The sequence below is a fragment of the Streptomyces sp. TSRI0107 genome, from assembly GCF_001905845.1.
GTDB lineage: Bacteria > Actinomycetota > Actinomycetes > Streptomycetales > Streptomycetaceae > Streptomyces.
Window position 1 is genome coordinate 829930 of the sequence record NZ_LIVZ01000001.1, and the last position, 13009, is coordinate 842938.

11 protein-coding genes and 1 pseudogene are annotated in these 13009 nt (G+C 72.8%); 7 read left to right on the forward strand and 5 right to left on the reverse strand.

Annotated elements, in window-relative coordinates:
* Positions 1-97: 97 nt before the first annotated feature.
* Both AMK31_RS03725 and AMK31_RS03730 read right to left on the reverse strand, forming a co-directional pair.
* Positions 98-748 (reverse strand): class I SAM-dependent methyltransferase, encoded by a 651-nt coding sequence (locus AMK31_RS03725; protein ID WP_073938837.1) that lies wholly within the window; start codon positions 746-748, stop codon positions 98-100.
* A gap of 162 nt (positions 749-910) precedes the next feature.
* Entirely contained in the window at positions 911-2623 is a 1713-nt protein-coding gene (locus AMK31_RS03730) for an MFS transporter (RefSeq protein WP_073938838.1), read from the reverse strand.
* Positions 2624-2937: 314 nt separating this feature from the next.
* Between AMK31_RS03730 and AMK31_RS03735 the strand changes: the two genes are divergently transcribed.
* From AMK31_RS03735 to AMK31_RS03750, 4 genes are all read left to right on the forward strand, one after another.
* Positions 2938-4293: an endo-1,4-beta-xylanase gene (locus AMK31_RS03735; protein ID WP_073938839.1), complete on the forward strand. Its 1356-nt coding sequence runs from the start codon at positions 2938-2940 to the stop codon at positions 4291-4293.
* Between the two features lie 113 nt (positions 4294-4406).
* Positions 4407-5846, forward strand: a complete 1440-nt coding sequence (locus AMK31_RS03740) for an MFS transporter (protein ID WP_073938840.1) — start codon at positions 4407-4409, stop codon at positions 5844-5846.
* Positions 5847-5954: 108 nt separating this feature from the next.
* On the forward strand, positions 5955-6494 hold the full coding sequence (locus AMK31_RS03745; RefSeq protein ID WP_073938841.1) for a SigE family RNA polymerase sigma factor: 540 nt from the start codon (positions 5955-5957) through the stop codon (positions 6492-6494).
* Positions 6494-7312: a hypothetical protein gene (locus AMK31_RS03750; protein WP_079186655.1), complete on the forward strand. Its 819-nt coding sequence runs from the start codon at positions 6494-6496 to the stop codon at positions 7310-7312. The genes AMK31_RS03745 and AMK31_RS03750 overlap by 1 nt, the downstream gene beginning before the upstream one ends.
* Before the next feature lie 49 nt (positions 7313-7361).
* Here AMK31_RS03750 and AMK31_RS03755 read toward each other — a convergent pair whose 3' ends face one another.
* Positions 7362-7979 carry a GNAT family N-acetyltransferase gene (locus AMK31_RS03755; RefSeq protein ID WP_073938843.1) on the reverse strand — a complete coding sequence of 206 codons (618 nt, stop codon included), beginning with the start codon at positions 7977-7979 and terminating at the stop codon, positions 7362-7364.
* A gap of 301 nt (positions 7980-8280) precedes the next feature.
* Here AMK31_RS03755 and AMK31_RS03760 point away from each other — a divergent pair, with 301 nt between their 5' ends.
* The 3 genes and pseudogenes from AMK31_RS03760 (at position 8281) to AMK31_RS03770 (ending at position 11209) form a co-directional block, all read left to right on the forward strand.
* Positions 8281-9138 (forward strand): MaoC/PaaZ C-terminal domain-containing protein, encoded by an 858-nt coding sequence (locus AMK31_RS03760; RefSeq protein WP_073938844.1) that lies wholly within the window; start codon positions 8281-8283, stop codon positions 9136-9138.
* Positions 9139-9168: 30 nt separating this feature from the next.
* Positions 9169-10245, forward strand: coding sequence for a Zn-dependent alcohol dehydrogenase (locus AMK31_RS03765; protein ID WP_073938845.1), 1077 nt, complete (start codon positions 9169-9171; stop codon positions 10243-10245).
* 29 nt (positions 10246-10274) lie between these two features.
* A pseudogene (locus tag AMK31_RS03770) lies at positions 10275-11209 on the forward strand (3-oxoacyl-ACP reductase).
* 95 nt (positions 11210-11304) lie between these two features.
* On the opposite strand, the gene AMK31_RS40870 reads toward AMK31_RS03770, so the two are convergent.
* Positions 11305-11460 carry a hypothetical protein gene (locus AMK31_RS40870; protein WP_198948408.1) on the reverse strand — a complete coding sequence of 52 codons (156 nt, stop codon included), beginning with the start codon at positions 11458-11460 and terminating at the stop codon, positions 11305-11307.
* 94 nt (positions 11461-11554) lie between these two features.
* Complete coding sequence (locus AMK31_RS03775; RefSeq protein WP_073938846.1) at positions 11555-12991, reverse strand: hypothetical protein; 1437 nt, start codon at positions 12989-12991, stop codon at positions 11555-11557.
* Positions 12992-13009: the final 18 nt, after the last annotated feature.

The following is a 13009-nucleotide window of genomic DNA, read 5'->3' on the forward strand; positions in this document are numbered from 1 at the left end:
CGTCAGCCGTCAGCCGTCCGCCGTCCGCCGCCCGCGAGCGCCGCGGCGATCCGCGCCTCCGCCTGGGGCTGTGGGCACTTCGGGCAGGACAGGGCCGTCAGACCCCCGCCCCCACCCGCCGCAGCACCCGCATCGATCCCGCCACCGAAACCTCCGTGAACGCCCCCGACTCCAGCGCCCGCAGGTAGACGCGGTACGGGGCCTGACCGGTGAACTCGTCCTCGGGGTCGGGGAAGACGTCGTGGATGACGAGGAGACCGCCGTCCGCCACGTGGGGCGCCCAGCCCTCGTAGTCGGCGGTGGCGTGTTCGTCGGTGTGGCCGCCGTCGATGAAGACGAGGGCGACGGGGGTGTTCCACAGCGCGGCGATCTGCGGGGAGCGGCCGACGAGGGCCACCACGTGGTCCTCCAGTCCGGCCTTGTGCAGGGTGCGGCGGAAGGCCGGCAGGGTGTCCATCAGGCCCAGCTCGGGGTCGACGGTCTCCGGGTCGTGGTAGTCCCAGCCCGGCTGCTGCTCCTCGCTGCCCCGGTGATGGTCGACGGTGATCGCCGTGACACCGGCGGCGCGGGCCGCGTCGGCGAGGAGGATCGTGGAGCGGCCGCAGTAGGTGCCGACCTCCAGCAGGGGCAGCCCGAGCCGCCCCGCCTCCGCGGCGGCCGCGTACAGCGCCAGCCCCTCGTCGACCGGCATGAACCCCTTCGCGGCCTCGAAGGCGGCCAGGATCTCCGGCTCGGGTGCCGTGGTCATGGGGGTCCTTCCGGTCGTACGACTGTTCCAGCCGCACATGCTGCCGCACCCCCGGTCACTGGTACGACAGGGGGTGCGGAACACGCCCTGCAGGGGCGCGGGGAACCGCGCGACCAGCCACGACACCGCCGCAGACGCCATGTCGCGGTACGTCGCGGAGTGCTACGCGCTGACCGTCTCGCCCGGCAGGGACAGATCCATCTCAACCGGACGATCGTCCCCGGAGTGAGTCGCCGACGAAGCCAGCGGCCCATGCCCGGCGGCCTGCACGGCGAGGACGTACGGGCCGGCGGCCGGCACGGCCAGGGTGTAGCCGCCGTCCTCCCCGGAGAACGTCGCCCCCGCCCGGCGCCCGCGCCGGTCGATCAGGGTGACCTGGGCCCGGGCCACCGGCGTGCCCGCGGCGTCCAGCACCCGCCCCCGGAAGCCGCGCAGCACCTCCTCGCTGCTCGCCCGCAGCTGCGGCTTGCCGGAGGGGCGCTGTCCGGGCAGGAACAGGGCCAGGACCAGGCCGACGGCGACGGCTGCGGTCGCGATGAGGAAGGACACGCGGAAGCCGTGCATGGTCGGGATCTCGACGCCGCCGACCTCGTTCGCCGTGCTCGCCAGCACCATGCCGATGACGGCGCTCGACACGGACGTGCCGATGGACCGCATCAGGGTGTTGAGGCCGTTCGCCGCGCCCGTCTCGGAGGCCGGGACCGCGCCGACGATCAGCGCCGGCAGGGAGGAGTACGCGAGGCCGATACCGGCGCCGAGGAGGACCGAGGTGACGACGGTCTGCCAGGCGGCCTCCATCAGGCCGAGGCCGGCGCCGTAGCCGACGGCTATGACGAGCAGGCCGACGATCAGGGTGACCTTGGGGCCGTACTTGGCCGATAGGCGGGCGTAGACCGGCGCGGTGAACATCATCGTCAGGCCGAGCGGGGCCACGCACAGGCCCGCGACGACCATCGACTGGCCGAGGCCGTAACCGGTCGCGGAGGGGAGCTGGAGGAGCTGGGGCAGGACGAGGGAGACGACGTAGAAGGAGACGCCGACCATGATCGACGCGAGGTTGGTGAGCAGCACCTCGCGGCGGGCGGTGGTCCGCAGGTCGACCAGGGGCGCGGCGAGGCGCAGCTCCATCAGCCCCCACAGGAGGAGGACGACGACCGCCGCGCCGAACAGGCCCAGCGTGGTGGGCGACGACCAGCCCCAGTCGCTGCCCTTGGTGACGGGCAGGAGGAGCAGGACGAGCCCGGCGGACAGCCCGACGGCACCCGGCAGGTCGAAGGAGCCGGGGGCGCGCGCCGGGGACTCGGGTACGGCGAGCAGGGTGAGCGCGATGGCGAGGACGCCGAGGCCGGCGGCGCCGTAGAAGAGGGCGTGCCAGTCGGTGTGCTGGGCGACGAGCGCGGCGGCGGGCAGCGCGAGGCCGCCGCCGACGCCGATCGAGGAGCTCATCAGCGCCATCGCGGAGCCGAGCCGTTCACGCGGCAGCATGTCGCGCATCAGGCCGATGCCGAGCGGAATGGCTCCCATGGCGAAGCCCTGGAGGGTACGGCCCGCGATCATCGGGAGCAGGGTGCTGGTGAGCGCGCTGATCAGCGCGCCGACGACCATCACCGCGAGGCTGGTGACCAGCATGCGGCGCTTGCCGTACAGGTCGCCGAGCCGGCCCATGATGGGCGTCGCCACGGCTCCGGACAGGAGTGTGGAGGTCAGTACCCAGGTCGCGTTTCCGGCGTCGGTGTCCAGCAGCTGCGGCAGGTCCTTGATCACAGGGACGAGCAGGGTCTGCATCACCGCGACAACGATGCCCGCGAAGGCGAGGACGGGGACGACGGCCCCGCCGGCGCTCCGGGCGGGCTGGTCGGTCGGCGTGAGCGTCATGGAGAAGGGCCTCCAGGGCAGAGGAGAGGGCGAGCCGGGCGGATGTGTGCAGGAGGAACCCCGTGCGCCTGGGCAACTATTCCGATCCTTCGGGCAACTAATGAATTCTTGACCCGCTCATGGTGATCTGATCCCCCATCAGGCAAGACGACTGTGTCGGGCTGCACCTCGAAACTTTCGCACGGCTGAGGGGCTGATGTGATGGCCGACAACTCTCAAGTTTCGCTCGTGCGCACCCTGTTGACGCGTCCTCAGTGCGCCCGTACGGTCTGCGCAGCCAATCGGAAACCCCCACGAAACATTCGGGAGCACTCATGCACGCAAGCACGTCCTCCCGTGCCCGAAGGGCACTGGTCCTGGGTCTCGCGGGCCTGCTCGCCGCGGCCGGCGTCACCGTGGCGTCCGGAACCGCCGAGGCGGCGAGCACCCTGGGAGCCGCGGCAGCCGAGAAGGGCCGATACTTCGGCACCGCCGTCGCGGCCAACCACCTGGGCGAGGCGCAGTACGTCTCGACGCTCAACGCCGAGTTCAACTCGGTGACGCCGGAGAACGAGATGAAGTGGGACGCCGTCGAACCCAGCCGCGGCTCGTTCAGCTTCGGCAACGCCGACCGGATCGTCAGCCACGCCCAGAGCCGGGGCATGAAGGTCCGCGGCCACACCCTGGTCTGGCACTCCCAGCTGCCGGGCTGGGTCGGCGGTCTCGGCGCCGCCGACCTCAGGACGGCGATGAACAACCACATCAACCAGGTCATGGGCCACTACAAGGGCAAGATCCACTCCTGGGACGTGGTGAACGAGGCGTTCCAGGACGGCGGCAGCGGAGCCCGCCGCAGCTCGCCCTTCCAGGACAAGCTCGGCAACGGCTTCATCGAGGAGGCGTTCCGCACCGCCCGCGCCGCCGACCCCGCCGCCAAGCTCTGCTACAACGACTACAACACCGACGGCATCAACGCGAAGAGCAATGCCGTCTACAACATGGTCCGCGACTTCAAGGCCCGCGGCGTGCCCATCGACTGCGTGGGCTTCCAGTCCCACTTCAACAGCGCCTCCCCGGTCCCCTCCGACTACCAGGCCAACCTCCAGCGCTTCGCCGACCTCGGCGTCGACGTCCAGATCACCGAGCTGGACATCGAGGGCTCCGGCACCGCCCAGGCCAACAGCTACGGCAACGTCGTCAAGGCCTGTCTCGCCGTCAGCCGCTGTACCGGCATCACGGTCTGGGGCATCACGGACAAGTACTCGTGGCGGGCCAGTGGCACCCCGCTGCTCTTCGACGGCAACTACAACAAGAAGCCCGCGTACAGCGCCGTGCTCACCGCGCTGGGCGGCTCCTCCGGCGGCAACCCGGGCAACCCGGGCGGCGCCACCTGCACCGCGACGTACAGCAAGCAGGAGGAGTGGAGCGACCGCTTCAACGGCAAGGTGACCATCACCGCGGGCAGCGCGGCGATCACCGGCTGGACCACCACGGTCACCGTCACCTCGCCCCAGCGGATCTCCGCCACCTGGAACGGCTCACCCACCTGGGACAGCAGCGGAAACGTCATGACGATGCGGCCCAACGGCAACGGCAGCCTCGCCGCAGGAGCCTCGACCAGCTTCGGCTTCACCGTCATGAAGAACGGCAACTCGGCCGCCCCGGTCATCGGCGGCTGCACGGCGTCCTGACCCGGCAGCCGCCTCCCCGCTCGGTCGTACGGCCCATCCGGGTCGTACGACCGGGTCGTCCTCGGACGAAATAACGATGCCCGAAGCCTCAGGCGATTGAGACCATGGCACTCATGCTCGAAGCCGCTGACACCACCGTGAACCGCGCCACCCGGCGCACCACGCCCCCCACCTGGCTGGTGGTGGCGCTCGCCTGCGCCGGACAGTTCCTGGTCGTCCTCGACGTGTCCGTCGTCAACGTGGCGCTGCCGTCGATGCGCACCGACCTCGGGCTGAGCGGGCCGGGGCTGCAGTGGGTGGTGAACGCGTACGCCATCGCCTTCGCCGGGTTCATGCTGCTCGGCGGGCGGGCCGGGGACCTGTACGGCCGCAAGCGGATGTTCCTGGTCGGGCTCGCGCTGTTCACCCTGGCCTCGCTGGGCGGCGGGCTCGCCCAGGAGGGCTGGCAACTGCTCGCCGCGCGGGCCGCGCAGGGACTCGGCGCGGCCGTCCTCGCCCCCTCCACGCTCACCATCCTCACGTCCGCCGTACCCGAGGGCGCCGCGCGGGCGCGGGCCATCTCCACCTGGACGGCGGTCGGCGCGGGCGGCGGCGCCGCGGGCGGACTCGTCGGCGGCGCGCTGGTCGACGGGCTGTCCTGGCGCTGGGTGCTGCTCATCAACGTCCCGATCGGCGCCGTCGTCCTCGTGGCGGCCCTGCGCGGCCTCACCGAGAGCCGCGCCGGGGAGGGCCGCCGCCTCGACCTGCCGGGCGCGGTGCTGGTGACGGCCGGGCTGGGCACGCTCGCCTACGGCATCTCGCAGACCGAGGCGGACGGCTGGACGGCCGCGGCCACCCTGGTCCCGCTGTTCGCCGGACTGCTGCTCATCGGCCTGTTCCTGCTGGTGGAGGCCCGTACGGCGGCACCGCTGATGCCGCTGCGGCTGCTCCGGGCGCGGGCCGTGTCGTCGGCGAACGCGGCGATGTTCATCAACGGCTCCGCCATGTTCTCCATGTGGTTCTTCATGACGCTGTACGCGCAGAACGTGCTCGGCTACAGCCCCCTGGAGGCCGGCTTCGCCCTCGTGCCCAGCTCGCTCGCGGTGGTCGTCGGCTCCAAGGTGGCCCCGCGCTGGATGCGCCGCCTGGGCGCGCGCCCGGTAGCCGTGCTCGGCAGCCTCGTCGCCGCCACCGGCTTCGGCTGGCAGTCCACCATGAGCGCCGACGAGGCGTACGTCACCGGGATCATGCTCCCCGGCATCCTGATGATGCTGGGCGCGGGCCTCGCCGCGACCCCGCTCGCCTCCCTCGCCACCTCCGGCGCGGACCCCGGCGACGCCGGACTCGTCTCCGGCATGGTCAACACGTCCCGCACGATGGGCGGATCCCTCGGACTCGCCGTGATGTCGACGATCGCGGCGGCCCGCACCGGCCACAGCACAGGCGCCGCGGAACTGACGGAGGGTTATGCGCTGGCCTTCCGGGTGTCGGCGGCGGTGCTGGTGGCGGGGGCCGTGGTGATGAGGGCGTGGCTGCCGGGGAAGGGGGCGGCGGCGGTCCGGCAGCCGGGGTGACGCGGGAGAAGTGGTGACGCGGGAGAAGCGGTGACGCGGGAGAAGTTCTGACGGGGAGGCAACGGTTCGCGACCCCCATGGACTCCTTTGTGTGTCTAGGAGGTGCCCATGGGGGATCGGAAGCAGGCCCGGGACGAGGAGTTCCAGGCCTTTGTCATCGGCCGCTGGCCGCGGCTGATGCGCACGGCATTTCTCCTCACGGGGGAACAGCACGCCGCGGAGGACCTGGTCCAGTCGACGCTCGAACAGGTCTACGTGGCCTGGCGCAAGGTCGGCTCGGCCGACGACCCGGAGGCGTACGTACGGCGCGTGATGATCAACGCCCACGCGCGCAAACACCGCAGACGCCTACGGGAGTTCCTGGCACCGAAGGACGACTCGGGCCTCGCGCACGAGCAGCCCGACACCGGTGACCGCATCTCCCAGGCGGACGACCGCAACGCACTGCTGAAGGCGCTCGCCCAACTGCCCGCCCGGCAGCGGGAGGCGGTGGTGCTGCGGTACTGGGAGGACCTCACCGAGACCCAGGCGGCGGAGGCGATGGGCTGTTCGGTGGGCGCGGTCAAGAGCAACGCGGCCAAGGGGATCGCGAAACTCCGCGCCATACCGGGGCTGGCCGAGACGGTGACGAACGGAGGGCGGAAGTGATGGGCGCGAACCAGGGGAGCAACCACGAGATGTCGCACACGGACATCGCCTTCCTGCTGGCCGAGGCCGCGGACGAGGTCGAGATCGGCATAGCCCCCTACGAGACGGTGATGCGGGGCGGACGCCGCCGCAAGGCCCGCCGCTGGGCGGTGGCGGCGGCCGCGGCGCTGGTGATCAGCGGCTCCTCCGCGGCGCTGGCGGTCGCGGGACTGCCGGGCGGTGGCGGCGACCGGGTGGCACCGCCGGCCGGCCAGTCGCGGTCCGCGGCCCCGAGCGCGCTCGCCCCGCACCGGACCACGCTCGCCACCGGCAGCGACGGGCCCACCGAGTGGCGGGTCGTCCTCGATGTGTGGCCGGCCGCGCGCGACGAGGTGGAGGCGCAGGCGCAGCTGGACGTGATGGCCGAGTACGGGGACCTGCCGGAGGAGGTCCGGCACGCCTACCAGATGGTCGGCAGCAGCTACTACTTCGTGCACAAGATCGTCGGCGAGGAGGAGTCGCTGGCCCTGTGGTCGGCCTTCTCCGAGGGCGGCGGCACCCCGCAGAACCTCACGACGGCCGCGCTTCCCCTGGAGTCCGGGACCGACGGCCCGCAGCGGCTGGTCGTCGGCCAGGTCACCCGGGCCGCCGGCCAGGTCACCTGCACCTGGAAGGACGGCACCAGCACCGTGATCGACCGGGCCCCGGAGCACGCGGAAGCGCCCACCCGCCAGACCTTCATCCGCCCCGCCGAGAACTCCCCGGTCGACTGGTTCGTCTGCCTGGCACCGAAGGGCACGGAGTACGCGTCGGCGGAGGTGACGAAGCTGGCGGACTAGGGCTCCTTAGGCCCTGTCGTTCGGATCAGGCCGGGGTTCCGGTCGGGCGTCACGCGACGGCCGGGCGGTGCGGCTCCCGTCGCATCGCCCACAGCGTGGGCCCGCCGCCGGGCAGCTGCAGTTCGGCGCGGACGGCGAAGCCGAAGTGCTCGTACAGCGGGACGTTGGACGGCTTGGAGGACTCCAGGTAGACGGGCAGACCCGCGGCGTCGGCCCGGGCCAGGCCCGCGCGCAGCAGGGCGGCCCCGTGTCCCTGGCCGCGGGCGGCGGGGTCGGCGCCGATCACCGCCAGGTACCAGTGCGGCTCTTGCGGGGTGTGCCCGGCCGCGGCCTCGACGGCGTCCCGGAACAGCGGGGCCCGGTCGCCGAGGATCTCCTGGAGCTGCTGGATCGTCACCGCGTCGGGGACGGCCTTCTCCTGCCCCTCCGGCGGGACCCAGAAGGCGGCCGCCGCGCCGGTGTGCTCACAGAGGCCGTGCTGTGCGTACTGCCGGGTGAGGAGCGTGGTGAAGTACCGGGTCAGGCCTGCCTCGCGGGTGCCCGGGTCGGGGAAGAACCAGCGCATCATCGGGTCGTCGTCGAAGGCGCGGGCGAGGGTGCGGCTGATGAACGGGGCGTCGTCGACGGTGGTCGGCTGCGGTGTGTTCATTATCGGCATACGGGTCATTCTGCGCGTGGTGATCTTGGGTGGGTGAGGCGGCCCCCGGAAGGGTGTATTCCGGGATGACGAGGAGGGGGCGCTGTCGACTTGACGCGCCGTCAGTCAGCTGTTGCGGGACGTATTCACAACTGTCGGGAGGTGGGCTATACAGAGGGTCGCCGTACTGGAACGCGTTCTAGAAGGGCGGGTTCCGCGGCTCGGGACGACCTCGGTGCGGTCGACGGTGCGGACGGTCGCACCGGGGTTTCCATCGTGTCAGCCTCTCCGCCACGCCATCGCCCTCGCGCCCGCCGTGATCAGGAGCCCCATGCCCATCGACGCAGCCAAGGCCCTCGCCGCCGAACCCCGGACCGGCGAGATCTCCTGGACCCCCAAGGACGTCCTGCTGTACCACCTCGGCATCGGCGCCGGCATCCCCGCCACCGACCCGGACGAGCTGCGCTACACCCTGGAGTCCCGGCTGCACGTGCTGCCGAGTTTCGCCACCGTCGCCGGCGCGGGCAGCCCCGGAGTGATCAGCGGCCTGTCCATGCCCGGCGTCGAGGTCGACCTCGCCCGGGTGCTGCACGGCGGCCAGTCCCTCACCGTCCACCGCGCGATCCCCCCGGAGGGCAGGGCGACGGCCACCTCCCGGATCGCCGCGGTCCACGACAAGGGCACCGCGGCCGTCCTGGTCCTGCGCACCGACGTCGGCGACCCCGAGGGCCCGCTGTGGACCAACGACGCGCGGATCTTCGTACGGGGCGAAGGCGGGTGGGGTGGTGAGCGGGGGCCGTCCGCCCGGCTCGACACACCGGCCGGGGAACCGGACCTGACGGTCATGCGGCCCGTGCGCGAGGATCAGGCGCTGCTCTACCGCCTCTCCGGCGACTGGAACCCGCTGCACGCGGACCCGGAGTTCGCCAAGGTCGCCGGGTTCGACCGGCCCATCCTGCACGGGCTGTGCACCTACGGCATCACGCTGAAGGCCGTCGTCGACACCCTGCTCGACGGGGAGGTGGGCCGGGTGCGGTCCTACGACACCCGGTTCGCCGGGGTCGTCCACCCGGGCGAGACCCTGCGCGTCCGGATGTGGCGGCAGGAGGGTGCCGTCCGGGTGGCCGTGAGCGCCGTCGACAGAGGCGACGCGCCGGTCCTCGCCGACACCGTCGTCCAGCACGCGTGAGCCATCGAGCCTTCCGAGGGGAGCCGCACCATGCGCGCAGCCGTACTGCACGAGACCGGCCAGGAGAAGCTGGAAGTCGTCGACGACGCCGAGGCGACGGGGTTCGGGCCCGGCAAGGTCCGGATCCGGGTACGGGCCACGGGGCTGTGCCACTCCGACCTGTCGGCGATGAGCGGCGTCCTGCCGCAGCCGGCGCCGTTCGTGCCCGGGCACGAGGGTGCGGGGGAGATCGTCGACGTGGGGGAGGGGGTCGTCGGGCTCGCGCCCGGTGACCGGGTCGTCGTCTGCTGGCTGCCCGCCTGCGGCGCCTGCCCCGCCTGCGGACGCGGGCAGACCGAACTGTGCCTGGCCGGGTTCATGAACGCGGGCACCCCCAACTTCCGGCGCCCCGGCGGCGACGTCTTCGGCTTCGCCGGCACCGGCACCTTCGCCGAGGAGGTCGTCGTGGACGCCGGCTGCGCGGTGCCGATCCCCGACGACGTGCCCTACGACATCGCCGCCCTCATCGGCTGCGGCGTCACCACCGGACTCGGCGCGGCCCTCAACACCGCCGACCTGGAGGCCGGTTCGTCGGTCGCCGTCATCGGCTGCGGAGGCGTCGGCATCTCCGCGATCCAGGGCGCGCGGCTGCGGGGCGCCGCGGAGATAGTCGCCGTCGACCCGGTCGCCGGGCGGCGCGAGGCCGCACTGCGGTTCGGCGCCACACGCGCGGTGCCGCCGGAGGAACTGGCCGACGCCAAGCAGTCCTTGACCGGCGGGGAGGGCTTCGACTACGTCTTCGAGGTCGTCGGCAGGTCGGCCACCGCGCGGACGGCGTACGAGACCACGCGGCGCGGCGGAACCCTCGTGGTGGTCGGCGCCGGTGCCATGGACGACTTCCTCCAGCTCAACATGTTCGAGCTGTTCTTCGACGAGAAGCGCATACTGCCGTCCCTGTACGGCGGCGGTGACGTGCTGCGCTCCTACGAGCGGACCATCGCCCTCTGGCGTGCCGGGCGGATCGACCTGGCCGGTCTGATCACCCACCGGATACCGCTCGCGGAGATCAACGAGGCGCTGGACCAGATGCGCACCGGTACGGCACTGCGTACGTGTGTCGAGATCTGAGGCGCGCCGAGGAGTTCGAGGGGGCTCTCATGTCGCTGCCACTGGAGGGGCGTTCGGCGGTCGTCACCGGTGCCGGGCGCGGGCTGGGGCGGGCGGAGGCGCTGGAGCTGGCCCGGCTGGGCGCCGCCGTCGTCGTCAACGACTTCGGGCAGCCGGGCCGGGACGGCACGGGCGGTCCGCGGGCCCCGCCGAGGAGACGGCCGCGGTGATCCGGGCCCGGGGTGGTACCGCTCTCGCCCACACCGGGGCCGTCTCCGACTTCGGAGAGGCCGAACAGCTCGTGCGGACGGCGATCGACACGTTCGGCGAGCTGGACATCCTCGTCGACAACGCCGGCATCCTGCGCGACCGTATGGTCTTCTCCATGGCGGAGGACGAGTGGGACCCGGTGATCCGCGTTCATCTCAAGGGCCACTTCAACACCACCCGGTTCGCCGCCGCGCACTGGCGGGAGCGGGCGAAGGCGCGGGGCGGGCCGGTGTTCGGCAGGATCGTGAACACCTCCTCGGAGGCGTTCCTGGCGGGCTCCGCCGGGCAGCCCAACCACGCCGCCGCCAAGGGGGGCATCGTCGGGCTGACCACCTCCACGGCCCTCGCCCTCGCCAGGTTAGGGGTGACCGCCAACGCCATCTGTCCGCGCGCCCGCACCCGGATGACGGAGGACGTGTTCGCGGGGCTTGCCCCGCCCTCGGGCGGCCTGGACCCGCTGGCCCCCGAGCATGTCGCCCCGCTCGTCGGCTACCTCGCGTCCCCGGCCGCCGCCCGCATCAACGGCCAGGTGCTCGTCGTGCACGGCGGGATGGTGGCGGTCGTCGAACGGCCCCGGGTGCGGGAGAAGTTCGACAGCAAGCGGGACACCTTCACCTACGAGGAGCTGGACGCGCTGCCGACCCCGCACTTCGCGGCGCGGCCGGCGGGGGAGAGGTTCGCGGCGGCGGAGGTGCTGGGGCTGAGGAGCGGGTAGCCGGCGCCCGTCCGGACGGGCCTCGCGCGGAACACGACAAGGCCCCGCCCACCGTGCGGTGGACGGGGCCAGGTGCCGTGCCGAATGACGTACCGTCAGGCCGCCGTCTCGGTCTGCTGCTCCACCGGCCTGCGGTGCCGGCCCCGGGGGGCCGTCTCGGTTTCCTGCGCCGAGACCTGGCCGCGGTGCTTGCCGTGGCCGGGCTCCGTGGTGCCGTCGGGCAGCGGCTGGGACGTGCTGGCGTCGCTCATCGGAAGAATTCACCCCGTCAACATGATCTTTTACAGCCGGGGGAGTCTAACCGGCACACCTCGGGCCGAATCCAGGCGGCCACGCCGACCGCCGCTACTTCGTTACAAGACGCCCCAACGGCGCCTGCTGCAACGGCACCGGCCGCAGCGGGACCGGTTCCGAAGGCTCCGGTTCCGAGGGGCGCGGATCCGAGGAGTCCGGTTGTGATGGGTCCGGTTGCGACGGATCTGGTTGCCAAGCGCCCGGTTGCCAAGTGCCCGGTTGCCGAGGGTCCGGTTCCGGCGGCTTCCCCAGGACGAAAGCCGCACCGTCCCGCCCCGGACCCTCGGCGCCGCCCGCGTCCACCGCTCCGCCGGCATCCCCGACCCGTGCGATGCCCGCCGCCCTCGCGTCCCCCGCCTGGCCGGCGCCTCGTGCGGCCGCCGTTGCCCCCGGGCGCCATGCCGCGCCCGCCACCCCCCGCACGCCCTCCGTCTCCGCCAAACCTTCGTCCCTCGCCTGTTCGTCCCTCGCCGGCACCGCCAGCTCCGCCACCCCGCACGGCGTCGCCGGTGTGGTGTACGGCAGGCGCAGGACGCCCTCCCGTGTCCACAGCCCGGCCCCGGCGAGCCAGCCCTCCGGTGCCGGGAGATGCCTGATGCATCGTTCCGCCGGGCGCCAGATGCCGATCCAGGTGCCTCCCGGGCCGTCGACCCGCAGCGCCACCCCGCAGCTCTCCGGTGTCAGGACCAGCCCCGGCTGGATCGCGAACGGCGTCACCGCGCAGTCCGCCGACACCCGCAGGCACTCCGGGAACCGCACCGGCAGCGTGCTGCCCAGCACCCCCCAGCCCAGCCGCGCGTGACCGGGCGACGGCGCGTCGGAACGGATCAGCAGCAGTCCGCTGTCCGGGTCGGCGAGCAGCAGCCGGTCGTCGCTGTCGGCGGCGATCTGCAGCAGCGGGGACACCTCCCCGCCCCGCTCCAGGTCGACGACGACGGTCTTGGTGCGGCCGTCCAGCTCCCGGTCCAGCGCCAGCATCCGCCCTTCCCGGTCCAGCCACCCCCCGCCCGAGCAGCGTCCCGGGATCACGGCCACGTGCTCCGGTCCGAACGCGCCCCCGGCCACCAGCCACACCGCGCTGGAGCGCGGGCCGACGACGAGGGCGTACGCGCGGTCGCCGCCCGGCGCGGGCGCCAGCAGCCGTACCTCGGCGTCCCCGCACTCGACCGCGCCCAGCGGCAGCTCGCCGGTCCCCGGACCGGTCGGGTAGAGCAGCGCGAAGAGCTGCCGCCCGTCGACGTGGCGGCGGATGAGGACCCGCCCGTCGCCCATGGGCTGCACCTCGGTGCCGGGCTCCTCCGGCTGGTTGCCGGGCAGCGGCACCGCGTAGGGCTCGGGGCCGTCCAGGGTCCAGCGCTCCGGGAACCAGGAGTCGCCGCTGCGGGCGAGACGCGCGGCGTAGCCGCCGTCCACCGTGATCACGCAGCCCGGCCGCGGGGAGAAGCCGTCCTGGTCTCCCGCCGCGGTCTCGATCGCACAGGCCGTCATCGTTCGGTCACCTCCAGT

Bases quoted from the DNA above. Each gene is read 5' to 3' on its own strand.
- AMK31_RS03725 (WP_073938837.1), bottom strand. From the start codon at position 748: ATGACCACGGCACCCGAGCCGGAGATCCTGGCCGCCTTCGAGGCCGCG.
- AMK31_RS03730 (WP_073938838.1), bottom strand. From the start codon at position 2,623: ATGACGCTCACGCCGACCGACCAGCCCGCCCGGAGCGCCGGCGGGGCC.
- AMK31_RS03735 (WP_073938839.1), top strand. From the start codon at position 2,938: ATGCACGCAAGCACGTCCTCCCGTGCCCGAAGGGCACTGGTCCTGGGT.
- AMK31_RS03740 (WP_073938840.1), top strand. From the start codon at position 4,407: ATGCTCGAAGCCGCTGACACCACCGTGAACCGCGCCACCCGGCGCACC.
- AMK31_RS03745 (WP_073938841.1), top strand. From the start codon at position 5,955: ATGGGGGATCGGAAGCAGGCCCGGGACGAGGAGTTCCAGGCCTTTGTC.
- AMK31_RS03750 (WP_079186655.1), top strand. From the start codon at position 6,494: ATGGGCGCGAACCAGGGGAGCAACCACGAGATGTCGCACACGGACATC.
- AMK31_RS03755 (WP_073938843.1), bottom strand. From the start codon at position 7,979: ATGACCCGTATGCCGATAATGAACACACCGCAGCCGACCACCGTCGAC.
- AMK31_RS03760 (WP_073938844.1), top strand. From the start codon at position 8,281: ATGCCCATCGACGCAGCCAAGGCCCTCGCCGCCGAACCCCGGACCGGC.
- AMK31_RS03765 (WP_073938845.1), top strand. From the start codon at position 9,169: ATGCGCGCAGCCGTACTGCACGAGACCGGCCAGGAGAAGCTGGAAGTC.
- AMK31_RS40870 (WP_198948408.1), bottom strand. From the start codon at position 11,460: ATGAGCGACGCCAGCACGTCCCAGCCGCTGCCCGACGGCACCACGGAG.
- AMK31_RS03775 (WP_073938846.1), bottom strand. From the start codon at position 12,991: ATGACGGCCTGTGCGATCGAGACCGCGGCGGGAGACCAGGACGGCTTC.